This window comes from Leuconostoc kimchii IMSNU 11154, assembly GCF_000092505.1.
Classification (GTDB): Bacteria; Bacillota; Bacilli; order Lactobacillales; family Lactobacillaceae; genus Leuconostoc; species Leuconostoc kimchii.
Genome location: NC_014136.1, coordinates 552,277 through 565,494, shown reverse-complemented (window position 1 = coordinate 565,494; position 13,218 = coordinate 552,277). Strand labels below are relative to the sequence as shown.

Sequence of the window (13,218 nt, the reverse complement as noted above, 5' to 3'; positions counted from 1 at the left end):
ATGGTTGTTGGCGCACAAGCACGAGATGTTGATACGATTATCATCGGTTCTGGACCTGGTGGTTATGTTGCTGCTATTCGCGCAGCTGAACTAGGTCAAAAAGTGACTATTATTGAACGTGATGAAATTGGTGGTGTTTGCTTAAATATTGGATGTATTCCTTCAAAAGCATTAATTAACGTTGGGCATCATTACCGTGAAGCAATTTCTGAAACACCTTTTGGATTGGAAACAGAAAATGTCACACTTGATTGGTCGAAAACACAGAGTTGGAAACAGAATACTGTGGTGAACACACTCACTTCTGGTGTGAAATTGCTGCTTAAAAAGCATCATGTAGACATTATCAAGGGTGAAGCAACGTTTAATGATAACGAGACGGTTAATATTGTTCAAGATGATGGTCATGAATTACTTCAGTTTAACAATGCAATTATTGCAACGGGGTCTCGACCAATAGAGATTCCAAGTATGCCATTTGGTGATCGTATTATTGATTCGACTGGTGCTTTATCACTCGAACAAATACCTGAAAAACTTATTATTGTTGGTGGTGGTGTTATTGGGTCTGAATTAGGTGGTGTTTATGCTAACTTAGGCACTAAAGTGACAATCATAGAGGGGTTAGATCATACGTTAAATGGTTTCGATCATGAAATGACAAAACCGGTATTGGATGATTTTAAAAAACAGGGTGGTGAGGTAGTGACCTCAGCAACGGCTAAGTCAGCCGTACAAACGGCAGATCATGTCACATTAAACTATGAAGTTGATGGTAAGGAGCAAAGTGTTACTGGTGATTATCTATTGGTAGCAGTAGGTCGACGCGCAAATACTGATGCGATTGGTTTAAACAATACTGATGTGAAGCTGACCGAACGCGGTGTCATTGACGTGGCGGAAAATATGCAAACACGTGTACCACACATCTTTGCAATTGGTGATATTACGGCGGGCCCACAATTAGCTCACAAGGCTAGTTTTCAAGGAAAAATCGCTGCTGCTGCAATTTCTGGTGACAAACAAGCACGTGATTTACACTATTCATTACCCGCTGTTGCTTATACGCAATTTGAATTAGCCACAACAGGTGAAGATTTAGAGACGATTAAATCTGACAATTTAGAGGTAAAAATATCAAAATTTCCTTTTGCTGGGAATGGCCGTGCTATTTCAATGGATGATACGACTGGATTCATTCGTTTGATTAGTGATAAAAAGACAAATGCGCTGTTGGGCGCGCAAATCGTTGGTCCAAGTGCATCTGATTTGATTTCAGAGCTGTCCTTGGCTATTGAAAATGGTTTGACTACCAATGACATTTCGTTAACTATTCATCCACACCCAACGCTGGGTGAAGCAATCATGGATACGGCAGAGCTAGCTGATGGTTTACCTATTCATATTTAATCAAATAATAACGAAAATAAACACGCTACCACAACTGTGGTGGCGTGTTTGGTATAGGAGTATTTTAGGAATTTATGTCAAAATTTAAAACAAACGATGGCGTTACGTTGGATTATCATAAATATGGTGAAGGGCAACCTATTATATTAATTGCTGGTTACTCTGGGAATCAAGCAACTTGGGTACCTGAAATTGATCCTTTTGTAGCATCAGGTTTGCAGGTCATTACGTATGATCGACGAAACCATGGCGAAAGCAACACTGTTGATTATGGCATGCGTATATCACGTCATGGACAGGATTTAGCAGAATTAATAACGTTTCTAGGCATCGAAAAACCTATATTAGTTGGTCACTCGATGGGTGCAAGTACAATTTGGGCTTACGAATCACTATATGGGGATGAGCACTTGCGTGCTGTTATTACTGAAGATCAGATACCGAAGATGCTACGCGATGATAGTTGGCCTTTTGGTCTTTTTAAAGCTGACCAACATCATATTCTTGAAGCGGTAGAGGCGCTGCCTCACACTAAGTTGACGCGTGCCAAAATATCTATTGACATTAAACGTGAAATTGGCAAAGCCTACCATCCTTTTGATTTTAACTATAACGAGCCATTGTTGATAGACAGTTTGATGCAGGACTGGCGTGACGTTGTCAGACGTGAACGCGTACCACACTTGTTTATTGCTGGCAGTCAATCTCCGCTATGGTCATCTGACCATGCACAGGCGGTGGTCGAAATGAGTTCTTTTGGTTATAGCCATATTGTTTCTGGCGCAGGGCATATTCCGCATATTGAGGTGCCAAATGAATTTAATCAGGTTGTCCTAGAGTTTATTTCCGAATTAATCAGATAACACAGGTCGATTTTTTTATATGAAGGATTGATTCAAGCAAATTATAATTCATTTTTTATAAAAGCAATACAAAAAATCCTAGTAAAATCTCAACCTGAGATTTTACTAGGATTTTAATTTTTTTAAATAACGACCCATTTTTTAAAAACGTGACTGGTGAGCGGCCACACTACGACGGATAGCTTGTTTTGATACTTCTTCATGATGCGCTTCACTTTTTTGTGCCGGCTTAACAACAGTATGGCGGTAGCTGAGCGCAGTGGTTGCGGCCACTGCTACTGAACTCAAAATTCCAACGATGACACCTGATTTGAATGATTTCATAATATTAACCACTTCTTTCTTAAGTTTTCTTAAACTCTATTATCAACTATTTTGACGCATTTGTAAATGAATTTAGTATAATAAACTTATGACTAGTAAAACACAAATTGTTGCGCACCGTGGTTATCGTAGTGTAGCGCCGGAAAATACCTTACCAGCTTTTGAAGCAGCCTTAGCTTATCAGCCAGATATGCTTGAGATGGATGTTCATCGAACAAAAGATGGGCATCTTGTGGTTATTCATGATGAAAAAGTGGATCGAACAACAAACGGTACAGGCTATGTTAAAGATTTAACATTAGCTGAGCTTAAGTTACTTGATGCGGGCAGCTACAAAGAGCCCAAAATGCCAGGTGTCCGTATACCAACTTTTGATGAATTCTTATCATTTTTACAGCGTGTGGATTTTTCTGATACATTATTGTTAGAAATTAAAACGGATCATATTGATTATCCAGGTATTGAACAGGAAATTCTTGACCAAGTTGCTCGTTACAAGCCAAAATATCACATTTTGTATCAGAGTTTTAACTTAAATACCTTAAAAAATATCCGTCATTTACAAACAGATGCAGATATTGCTGCTTTAGTTTTTTGGCCTACACCCAAAGTTTATTGGTTAAGATGGCGTGGCATTTTTGATTATATACACCTCGATATTCGTTTATTGAAAAAAAGGGGCCATTTTTTTTGGCGCCCAAAACAACACATGAGGACTTGGACAGTTGATAATGAAGCTGATATGCGGCGTGTATTCAAAGCCGGTTTAAGAGGAATTATCACAAATCAAGTGGCTTTGGCAACAAGAATACGATCGGAAATACAAGGTGATAGTCATGACTAAAATTGTTGTTATTGCAGGGCCAACAGCATCTGGTAAAAGTAGTTTAGCTATTGATATGGCTCAGAGGTTCGATGGTGAAATCATTTCAGCAGACGCCATGCAAATTTATCGTGAGTTAGATATTGGTACAGCTAAAGTCACAGAGCAAGAACGCAAGTTAATACCACATCATCTAATTGACATTGTGAATATGACAGATCAATTTTCTGTTGCTGAGTTTGTTAAACAAGCAGATAACGTGATTGCAGATATTGTTTCCCGTGATAAGTTACCAATTGTTGCAGGCGGTACTGGATTTTATATAAAAACATTGCTTGGCCAACAGCCGCTTGATTTTGTTGCAAGTGACGAGCAAGAAGTTGCTGTATTAAAGCAACGTGAGTTAGATGATTTAATAGTTGAGTTACGAACACGCGACGAGAGATTAGCAAATAAAGTGGATGAACATAATAAGCAGCGAGTCATTCGAGCAATTCAAATTGCGCGTCATGGGGCACATGACGTAGACCAGACGCGTCCTAAATACGATCCGTTAGTTGTTGGTATTGATTGGCCACGTGATATTTTATATGAGCGGATTAATTCACGCGCGCAAATTATGATTGAGAATGGCTTGTTAACTGAAGCGCAGTCTATTTTAGATGTTGGTGGTGAAAATATTCAAGCGGGTAAGGCGATTGGTTATAAGGAATTTTTCCCATATCTACAAGGCGAATTGCCATTAAAAGATGCCATATCTCAAATGCAACAAGATTCAAGGCGCTATGCTAAACGGCAACTTACCTATCTTAGGCATCAAATACCGGGATTAATTTGGATTGATGGTTCGCAAGCAAAGGTAGAATTGGCTAAGCGAATCGAATCGTTTTTGTAAGCCGCGTGATTCAGGGTAGAATACCTACATAGGAGTTAAAATGACAGAAATTTATGATTTAATCGTTGTTGGTACTGGATCAGTTGGTTCGAGTGCAGGATATTATGCTAGTATGAAGGGTTTAAAAGTACTAGAAGTAGATGAAAGTCAACCACCACATGATCAAGGTTCATATCATGGTGATACTAGAATTATACGACATGCTTACGGCGAAAACCCAATGTATGTGCCACTTGCACTACGTGCCCAAGAATTATGGCAAAGTTTAGAGAAGCAGGCGCAAGTGAAAATATTTCATGAAACCGGCGTCCTTAATATTGGTGCCGAAAAATCTCAATTTTTAAGTAACATTGTGATTTCAGCAGAACAATATCATTTGCCGATAAAAATTTATGATGCTAAATCAGCAAATGAAAGATGGCAACAACTTAACTTACCTATAGGATTTGAGGCCACTTTGGAATCAAGAGGTGGTTATTTGAAATCAGAGGATGCGGTTTCAGCCTACGTCAATCAAGCGAAAAAAGCTGGTGCCCATCAAAAATTTAATACACGTGTGTTAGCAATCTCAGATGAACATGGTCTTGTTCATGTCCAAACAAATGATGGTGTTTTTTTGGGTAAACATGTTGTTGTAACAGCGGGTACGTGGGTTAAAGATTTGATTCCCAATTTACCAATTCAACCTGTTAGAAAGGTAGTATCGTGGTTTAATTCAGATCAAAGCTTATCAGAGCGTGCTAATTTTCCTGCTTTTACTGCAGAAACAACTGATGGTAATCAATATTATGGGTTTCCCGCGAATGACGGTATGATTAAAATTGGACGTCATAATGGTGGTCAAATTATTTCTAACAGGGAACAACGTGTTCAATTTGGTGAGAATTCAGAAGATTACGATGAAATAACTTATTTTAAGCAACATGTTTTACGTGGAGTTAACCAATTACATCATGGCGTTTCATGTACATATGATGTATCACCAGATGGTCATTTTATTATTGACTATGTACCAGGACATAAAAATATTCAGGTTGTCACGGGGTTGAGTGGTCATGGATTTAAATTCGCGAGTGTACTTGGTGAAATACTAATTGATCGTGTGCTAAACATAGAACCCAAATATAATTTAACGGCGTTTTCCTTGTCACGTTTTTTAAAATAAGCATGTATAGGAAAATTAATATGAAAAAAATATTTTTCAGAGAAACCATAGGCAGTATGGTTATGGTAATTGTATATTTTATAGGTATTTTTATTCTGATAGAAAATAATGGTTGAGTATAAAGGGTTATGCAATCTTAACAAAAATAAGGACATTCATGTTTGAGTATCATGGATGTCCTTATTTTTTATTGACGCAACATTATACCTCAATTTGGCGTATTCGTCTGTAGCCAATTGTTCAGTTTGGTCTAATTGCAACATTTGCGCTTGATTAATTTCTTTGTAAAGTGCACTCGCCATAGGTTGGACAATAGTACCTTCAGAAACACCTTGTTGCACAAAGTCATACTCATATTGGAATGCTTTAATGTAAAGTGCACTGCTAACAGGGACAGATTCGTGCTTATAATCACGTTTTACGCGATTAAAGAAGCGATTCATTGTTTCACGAACGAAATAAATGTGGTCATTATCACTTTTCTGGTTAGCGAGGCGTTCACGTAATTTATTATCTAAATAAGTATCTGTAGCATGAGTTAGGTCACTATTGAGCGCGATGAGCTCATCGCGTGTATCAGTCCATTTTTTGATGTTGGCAGCAAATGTGGGATCAGTTTTTAATTTATTTTTTCGGAAACGATCGCGTTGCGCGCGTGTAATAACGCCATTTGCAAGGTGCCAAGTTGATTCACGAACATATCGACGTAATGTACGTTTAATCTTGTGCTTGAATGATTTTGTTTGCTTAGGACCATTGTTACGTGTGTGTTGTAAAATTTTAGCGTATATATTAATGACGTTTGTGCTGTATCTTTTAGTGGTAGAATCACTACGAATATACATTAAAGCAAAATCTTGCGTGTCCGCTAATAATTCAAGGAATTGGGGTGAAACGTTTTTTCGATCATCCATCATGAATAATTTATTTTTTTGTGACTGAAGTTGTGTTGATAGTGTTTCACGAACATTATGATCTGATACATGGTCAAGGATTTTAAGTGAAGCGAAGTCTATCATTTTATCGCGTGTTTTGTTGATATCAATTGCTGTGTATGATTCGATTTTTGTAGGTAACTGTAATGGCAAGACAATGGCACTAACAAGCATACTAATTAAAATGACCAAGGTAGCCACAATAATCAATGTCTCTCGGTAAGGAAATGCATGACCTGCAATTTTGTAAGGCAAGGAAAAGGCCATAGCTAATGTGACAGTGCCATGAACACCACTAATAGCAAAAATACGAGCATAAAATTTGTGTTGACTATTATTACGGTCGCCAAAAAATAGTGCGAAACTGCTTGGTTTATGATGATTTTGTTTATCATTACTGTCGCGCAGAGCCCAAATGTATCGCAAGATCAGCATGATGACATAAATCAGAACACTCAATGCTGTGAGTTGTAATGTACCAAATAGACCAATTTTTGTGATTGATAGCCACACCCCAGGTAAAGAAATGCCTAAAATTAGGAAAACAATAGCATTCAAAACATCTGCAATGGTCTGCCAAATCGTGCGAGAGGTTAATTGCACAGTTGTCGAGGTCAACCGTAAGCGACTTGACTCCCAATTATGCACCATGCCAGTGGCAACAACCGCCAAGATACCAGAAGTTCCTAAGTGTTCAGCTATTAGGTAGACGGCGAAAGGTGTTAGTAAACTAATGGGGATGATTGTTGTTTCTGGGTTTGATGCGCGTTGTTGTAAATTAACGCGCAATGCCACAATAAGTAACCCTAGGATGGTCCCAACAAGAACACCACCAATAGCTACAAATAAAAAATGTTCTAACCCGTGAATAACTGAAAATGTGCCTTGTGATAAAACAGACAGTGCCAAATCTAGCATCACTAATCCGGTAGCATCATTAAAAAGTGATTCCAGCTCCAATGCTTCGCCAACACCTGCGGGCATATCAGTACCTGCTGTTAATGATTTGACGGCTACAGCATCAGTAGGTGTGACGATAGCAGCTAATGTAATTGCTAGGGGCAGTGTCCAAGTGACTTCGATGTGATTGGTAATGACACCAACAACAAGCGTTGTTACGACAGCTAAAACAACAGATAAAAGCCAAATGCCTTCAAAACGTTGTTTTATTTTGGTAAATGATTGTTTTTGACCGTCAATAAACATGATAGGGGCAATAATCATCAACATAAAAAATTCAGGTTCTAGTTCAAAATCTTTGAAAATGGGTGTAAATGACATGCCAATACCAACAGCAATTAAAATAAATGCCTCAGGTATTTTTGGAATAAATTCCTTAATGATATTGGTCGCAATGACACCAATCAAAAGTAAAGCTAGGGTGTATAAAGTACTCATGTTACTCCTTGTTAATTATTATATGGTCTACTGGGTCAGCCGTGAGGAAAATATCTTTCAATTAATCATAAGGAATCACGTAATTGAAGCGTTGATGGAATTCGAATATTTTTTGGCAAAAGCGCATGCTCTGTCATACTCATATTTAGTTTTTCGGCAGCAGTACGTCCAATTTCTTGCGGATTTTGTGAAATAGAGGTAATCGCTGGTGAAATCATATCTGCAAATTGATCATCATCATAGCCAATCAGTCCGATGTCTTCAGGAATACGTAATTGATGTGTTTTTAAAAAGCGGACAGCAGACCATAGCACTTGACCATTAAGCGCAAAAATAGCTGTGCGATTGTAGCTAACTATGGTCTTTTTTAATTGAGATTGCCAATTGAAATCATCAATTTCAATTAAGTGAACTGTGATCTGACTACCAGTTAAACCGGCTTTTAAACCATTATAGCGATTCATACGGCTTGATACACCAGTAATACGGTTTGCTAAGACGATGATTGTATCATATTGTTTTGCCTTAAGTATTTTAGCGAGGTCAACTGATTTTTGAAAATTATCAGACACAACGGCTGGCCAAGTAAACGGTTCGGTGTAACGATCAACCTGTACTACTGGTGTTTTTTGATCGATTAAAAATTGATAGTGATCGGGTTGATGAACTAAGGGTTGTAAAATAACGCCATCCACTTGCTCTGTCATCATTTTTTCTAAATTACTTAATTCACGATCAACGTTGTCATCGGCGTCCATAATTAAAACTTGATAATGTGTGTTTTGAAAATAATCACCGATACCTTTTAGCAAACGAGAGGTGTACATATTAGAAATATCAGCAACAGAGACACCGATTAAAAAAGAATTGCGTGCTTTCAAGGCTTGTGCTTGCCTATTCGGACGATAATCGAGTTCGGCAATTGTTTGTTCAATACGAACCTTTGTCGTTTTTGACATATTGTCGAATTTATCATTTAAATAACGAGAAATTGTTGTTTTTGAAACGCCAGCTTTTGCAGCAATATCGTTAATTGTGATTTTTTTATCCATGAAGATATTATACGCCAAATTAAAAATAAGGGCTTGACAAAAACTTGGAAGCGTTTACAATAGTCTTTGTAAACCGGTTTCCGAAAACGTTAAACTAAGAAGAGGATGAATGATGACAAAAGAAAAAATAAGTATTAATCCTGAGAAGTTCGCTCTACAGTTTATTGCATCTGTGAATTTTGATTTTGATGAAACAGAACTTGAGAACATGGCTAAAAAAGAGTTGGCAGCTTACCTGTCTGCTTATTTTCTTGCTGAAAAATTCAACACAATTGAAAGCAAAAATTTTGATAAATCACAATCGCTTGATTTATCAGACTTATGTTTTGATGCGTTATTGAAGCACGTTGCAGATTTAAACAAATATTAAGGCGTATGTACTATGAAAAAATCACAAATTGTTTTGAATCATTTAGCATTTGCATCCGATCGTAAAAATGGCGGACAACAGTTGGACATGTTAAAAAAAGTTGTTGGTTTTGGTATGCAATCTGCTGAATTACGACGCGAGTATTTTGACGATATTATTGCTGAAACACCGGCTATATCAGCTTATGCTAAATCTAAACGTCTTCGTCTTTTTTATTCGGTGCCCGATGATATATTTGTCAACCATCGCGTTAATCCAAAACTGAGCGCGTATTACCATGAGGCCATTCAGTTAGGTGTGTCTGTCATCAAGTTTAATATAGGGGACTTTGATATTTTATTGCCAGAAGATATTGCGACATTAGAAACATTGTTGCAAATGGGTATTCAAACAAATATTGAAAACGACCAGACGCAGACATCAGGCAAAATGCGCGTCATTGAAAAATTTATGGTAGCAATTCATGAGGCAAATCTGACTATTGGCTATGTTTATGACATGGGAAATTGGCGATATGTAGGGGAAGATGAGATGATAGCAGCAAAACAATTATCATCATATGTCAAATATATTCATGTCAAAGATGACAAAGGGTTCGGCGATGAGGTAGTCACTGTGCCCTTAAACGCAGGTGATATTGCATGGCAAGAGATTTTGCATATATTACCACAAAACGTGCCCGTGGCAATCGAGTATCCAACTGCAAATGAACAAGTCATTCGCGATGGTATACAAGCACTTGAAGTGTTTAGTTGAGGTATATGATGACCAATATTATTATTAGTATTTTATTGTTACTGACGTTTGTGGGATTTATCTATTACATTGTTAAAGGTGGCAACTTAGTCATTGGCTTCTTTATTATGGCGCTACTATGGTCAATCATTGGCTTAATTCCTTTTAATGTTGTGATTCAAGATGTCATTGCAAAACCTGCACTTAATTATGGTTCAACAATTATATATATTGTGTTTGGCTCATGGTTTGGTCGCGTGTTAGTGGATTCTGGTATTGCTGGGTCTATCTCTGCTCAAACCGAAAAAGTTGGTCGTAAGGCACCAATTTTTGCAGCCATATTGGTTGTATTAGTTACCGCATTAATTTTTTCATCTGCTTATGGTGTGGGGTCAGTTATTGCAATTGGTGTTATCTTAATTCCGATTTTGTTATCAATTGGCGTGCCTAAAAAAGTAGCTATTCCAGCATTTACAATGGCTATTGGCGCACCAATGTATATTAACGTGGTATTGTTTAATCAAATTAAAGCTTTTTTCCCCTCAGTTAGCTTTTCTGGTAACTATTTAGTTTTTGGTCTAACAGCCATGAGTGTTCAACTGCTTGGGGTGATTATTTTTATTTTAGTGAACAGTAAAAGTATTAAAAACGGTAAGATTGAAACAATTGCGACTAATAGCCAAGTTGAGTTCAAGCGGACACATCCAGTGACATTCATTGTACCAATCATACCAGTTGCCCTAAACATGTTTTTTCACTGGGATGCGATTCCAGCCTTGTTATTAGCAACAATTATTGCTTTACTGCTAACTGGTCAAATGAAGTCGTATACGGGGTTGGTTGCTTTCATTAATAAAACAGTATCACAAGCAATAAATGACATTTCTGGCTTAATCATCTTTTTGATGGCATTGGTTATGTTTGCCGGTGCTGCAACTGTTAATGTGCCTCACTTTAAGGGCATTATTGAAGTGATTTTGCCACATAGTCCGTTAGTTTTGGCCATTGCAGTGGGTATTTTAGCACCACTGGCTTTATTCCGAGGACCATTACATGTTTGGGGAGCTGGCGCAGCAACGGCAGCGGTGTTAGCAGCAACTGGTACATTTTCACCAATCTTTCTGTTACCACTCTTATATACGGCAAGTATTATGGCGGTTTCTATCGATTTGACCCAGTCATGGAACACCTGGGCGTTGACATACTCTAAACTTGAAACCAAAGAGTATTTGAAAATGGGTATTCCAGTAATGTGGGCGATATCGATTGTGAATGAGTTATTAGTGTTTGCTTTCTTTGGTCATTAGGACGATTAATTTAAGGAGAATAATATGAGTGAAATTTTGACATTAGGTGAACCAATTGTTACCTTTACATCAACTGATTTGAATGCAGGATTAGTAGACAGCATTAATTATTATAAATTTTTGGGTGGTGCAGAACTTAACGTTATGATTGGCGCCACGCGTTTAGGACATAGTACTGAGTATATTTCACAAGTCGGGGCTGATCCACTAGGTCAGTTTGCCATCAAAGAAATATCTAAATATCATGTTGGTAATCAGTATATTTCAACTGATGATCATAATTGGACTGCTTTTCAATTAAAGGAATTAGTTGATCAAGGGGATCCAGCGACATTTAATTTTCGGCGGCAGTCAGCAGCAGCACATTTTGATAAATCAAATATTGATCGTATTGACTTTACTGGTGTTAAAATAGCGCACTTATCAGGTATTTTTCCAGCTATTTCAATGCAGGCACGAGAAGCATTTCGTTACTTTGCTGAGCAACTTATCAAACGGGGCATTCAAACGACATTTGATCCCAATTTACGACCAGCACTGTGGGAATCACAAGCGACGATGATTGAAACTATTAACGATTTAGCTAAATATGGTGAAATTGTGTTGCCTGGTATTAACGAAGGCGAAATTTTAATGGGGTCACGTGATCCTGAAAAAATTGCTGACTTTTACTTGGAAAATAGTGAGAGAACGCAGACGGTCGTGGTAAAACTTGGGCCAGAAGGCGCATATGTTAAAAATAAATCTGGCGATAGCTATGTAGTTAAAGGGTTTCAAGTTAAGAAGGTTGTTGATACAGTTGGTGCTGGGGATGGGTTTGCATTAGGATTGATTACCGCACTCATTGAAGGACTGCCAATGGCTAAAGCAGTTGAACGCGGTAATGCGGTTGGTGCTTTGCAGGTGCAAACCACTGGTGACAATGATGGTTACCCAACACCAGACGAGTTGACACAATATTTAATATCAGAACAGAAAGAGGATTAAAAATGACAAAGCAAGTATATTTACCAGATGATATTCCGGCAGTTGGTAAGAACATTTTAACTGATGCAGGTTTTGAGGTGATTGTTGGTTCTGGACGTGAACGTCAAACAATGAAAAATGAAGGCGCTCAAGCGTCTGCAGTTTTGATTGGTACGCAGCCTTTTGATGAGGATATGATGGACAGCATGCCTAATTTAAAAGTAATTGCTCGTAATGGCGTTGGTTATGATGCGGTTGATGTTGATGCAGCAACAAAGCGGGGTATTTACGTGGTAAATACCCCTAAAGCCTTGTCTGGCTCAGTTGCTGAGACAGCCGTTTCTGAATTATTAGCGATTAGCAAAAATTTGTATCAAAACGCAGCAGCAATTCATGAAGATAACTGGCCTTATCGTAAGGCACATCCGGGTCGTGATATTGCAGGCAAAACAGTAGGTATTCTTGGGTTTGGTCGTATTGGACAACAAGTAGCTAAAAAGTTAAGTGGGTTTGATGTTAAAATAATCGCCTATGATCCATTTGCAAAATCGACAGATACCGTTGACATAGTTGATCGCGAGACGATTTTTAAAACAGCTGATTATGTTATGGTTCATTTACCAGCAGTACCTGAAACAATACACTCTATTGGTGCAAAGGAATTTAAAATGATGAAGCATGATGCCTATTTAATTAATATGGCTCGTGGGGCAATTATTGTTGAGTCAGAATTAGTGAGTGCTTTAAAGAATGGGGACATTGGTGGCGCTGCTCTGGATGTTTTTGAAGAAGAGCCATTGCCAGTGACTAATCCGTTAGTTGGATTAGATAATGTTTTGCTGACGCCACATATTGCGTCTAACACGATTGAAACAAAGGCACGGATGGCAATTGACGCAACACACGATATTGTGCGTGTGTTACAGGGAGAAAAGCCAGAGTCTGCTGTGAATCAGTTGGATTAATGTTTATTTT

The 13,218-nt window shown here is 38.0% G+C and carries 13 protein-coding genes; 10 read left to right on the top strand and 3 right to left on the bottom strand.

Translation table 11 applies throughout. The annotated features are described in order from the left end of the window. Positions 1-1,410: a dihydrolipoyl dehydrogenase gene (gene lpdA / locus LKI_RS03255; RefSeq protein ID WP_013102727.1), complete on the top strand. Its 1,410-nt coding sequence runs from the start codon at positions 1-3 to the stop codon at positions 1,408-1,410. A 74-nt stretch (positions 1,411-1,484) separates the two neighbouring features. Further along, a complete protein-coding gene (locus tag LKI_RS03250; protein ID WP_013102726.1) occupies positions 1,485-2,273 on the top strand; it encodes an alpha/beta fold hydrolase in 789 nt (262 codons plus the stop codon). A gap of 141 nt (positions 2,274-2,414) precedes the next feature. Here the strand turns inward: LKI_RS03250 and LKI_RS03245 are convergent, their stop codons facing one another. Further along, entirely contained in the window at positions 2,415-2,597 is a 183-nt protein-coding gene (locus tag LKI_RS03245) for a DUF3042 family protein (RefSeq protein ID WP_013102725.1), read from the bottom strand. An 88-nt stretch (positions 2,598-2,685) separates the two neighbouring features. Between LKI_RS03245 and LKI_RS03240 the strand changes: the two genes are divergently transcribed. From LKI_RS03240 to solA, 3 genes are read left to right on the top strand one after another with little or no spacing between them, the layout of a single operon-like run. Next, a complete protein-coding gene (locus LKI_RS03240) occupies positions 2,686-3,441 on the top strand; it encodes a glycerophosphodiester phosphodiesterase family protein (RefSeq protein WP_013102724.1) in 756 nt (251 codons plus the stop codon). After that, positions 3,434-4,315, top strand: a complete 882-nt coding sequence (miaA, locus tag LKI_RS03235; protein WP_013102723.1) for a tRNA (adenosine(37)-N6)-dimethylallyltransferase MiaA — start codon at positions 3,434-3,436, stop codon at positions 4,313-4,315. The genes LKI_RS03240 and miaA overlap by 8 nt, the downstream gene beginning before the upstream one ends. Positions 4,316-4,355: 40 nt before the next feature. Continuing rightward, positions 4,356-5,480 (top strand): N-methyl-L-tryptophan oxidase, encoded by a 1,125-nt coding sequence (gene solA / locus LKI_RS03230; protein ID WP_013102722.1) that lies wholly within the window; start codon positions 4,356-4,358, stop codon positions 5,478-5,480. Between the two features lie 155 nt (positions 5,481-5,635). On the opposite strand, the gene LKI_RS03225 is transcribed toward solA, so the two are convergent. Continuing rightward, complete coding sequence (locus LKI_RS03225; protein ID WP_013102720.1) at positions 5,636-7,813, bottom strand: cation:proton antiporter; 2,178 nt, start codon at positions 7,811-7,813, stop codon at positions 5,636-5,638. Between the two features lie 65 nt (positions 7,814-7,878). Further along, positions 7,879-8,865: a LacI family DNA-binding transcriptional regulator gene (locus LKI_RS03220; RefSeq protein ID WP_013102719.1), complete on the bottom strand. Its 987-nt coding sequence runs from the start codon at positions 8,863-8,865 to the stop codon at positions 7,879-7,881. A 112-nt stretch (positions 8,866-8,977) separates the two neighbouring features. Between LKI_RS03220 and LKI_RS03215 the strand changes: the two genes are divergently transcribed. From LKI_RS03215 to LKI_RS03195, 5 genes are read left to right on the top strand one after another with little or no spacing between them, the layout of a single operon-like run. Beyond that, the gene (locus LKI_RS03215) at positions 8,978-9,235 is read left to right on the top strand and encodes a hypothetical protein (RefSeq protein ID WP_013102718.1); all 258 of its coding nucleotides are present in this window, start codon (positions 8,978-8,980) and stop codon (positions 9,233-9,235) included. Positions 9,236-9,247: 12 nt separating this feature from the next. Further along, entirely contained in the window at positions 9,248-9,991 is a 744-nt protein-coding gene (locus tag LKI_RS03210) for a sugar phosphate isomerase/epimerase family protein (protein WP_013102717.1), read from the top strand. 8 nt (positions 9,992-9,999) lie between these two features. Then, positions 10,000-11,277: a hypothetical protein gene (locus LKI_RS03205; RefSeq protein ID WP_013102716.1), complete on the top strand. Its 1,278-nt coding sequence runs from the start codon at positions 10,000-10,002 to the stop codon at positions 11,275-11,277. A 24-nt stretch (positions 11,278-11,301) separates the two neighbouring features. Next, a complete protein-coding gene (locus LKI_RS03200) occupies positions 11,302-12,264 on the top strand; it encodes a sugar kinase (protein ID WP_013102715.1) in 963 nt (320 codons plus the stop codon). 2 nt (positions 12,265-12,266) lie between these two features. After that, complete coding sequence (locus LKI_RS03195; RefSeq protein WP_013102714.1) at positions 12,267-13,208, top strand: phosphoglycerate dehydrogenase; 942 nt, start codon at positions 12,267-12,269, stop codon at positions 13,206-13,208. The last annotated feature ends 10 nt before the right edge of the window (positions 13,209-13,218 follow it).

Coding starts and splice junctions, on each gene's coding strand:
- lpdA (WP_013102727.1), top strand. CDS start 1: ATGGTTGTTGGCGCACAAGCACGAGATGTTGATACGATTATCATCGGT.
- LKI_RS03250 (WP_013102726.1), top strand. CDS start 1,485: ATGTCAAAATTTAAAACAAACGATGGCGTTACGTTGGATTATCATAAA.
- LKI_RS03245 (WP_013102725.1), bottom strand. CDS start 2,597: ATGAAATCATTCAAATCAGGTGTCATCGTTGGAATTTTGAGTTCAGTA.
- LKI_RS03240 (WP_013102724.1), top strand. CDS start 2,686: ATGACTAGTAAAACACAAATTGTTGCGCACCGTGGTTATCGTAGTGTA.
- miaA (WP_013102723.1), top strand. CDS start 3,434: ATGACTAAAATTGTTGTTATTGCAGGGCCAACAGCATCTGGTAAAAGT.
- solA (WP_013102722.1), top strand. CDS start 4,356: ATGACAGAAATTTATGATTTAATCGTTGTTGGTACTGGATCAGTTGGT.
- LKI_RS03225 (WP_013102720.1), bottom strand. CDS start 7,813: ATGAGTACTTTATACACCCTAGCTTTACTTTTGATTGGTGTCATTGCG.
- LKI_RS03220 (WP_013102719.1), bottom strand. CDS start 8,865: ATGGATAAAAAAATCACAATTAACGATATTGCTGCAAAAGCTGGCGTT.
- LKI_RS03215 (WP_013102718.1), top strand. CDS start 8,978: ATGACAAAAGAAAAAATAAGTATTAATCCTGAGAAGTTCGCTCTACAG.
- LKI_RS03210 (WP_013102717.1), top strand. CDS start 9,248: ATGAAAAAATCACAAATTGTTTTGAATCATTTAGCATTTGCATCCGAT.
- LKI_RS03205 (WP_013102716.1), top strand. CDS start 10,000: ATGACCAATATTATTATTAGTATTTTATTGTTACTGACGTTTGTGGGA.
- LKI_RS03200 (WP_013102715.1), top strand. CDS start 11,302: ATGAGTGAAATTTTGACATTAGGTGAACCAATTGTTACCTTTACATCA.
- LKI_RS03195 (WP_013102714.1), top strand. CDS start 12,267: ATGACAAAGCAAGTATATTTACCAGATGATATTCCGGCAGTTGGTAAG.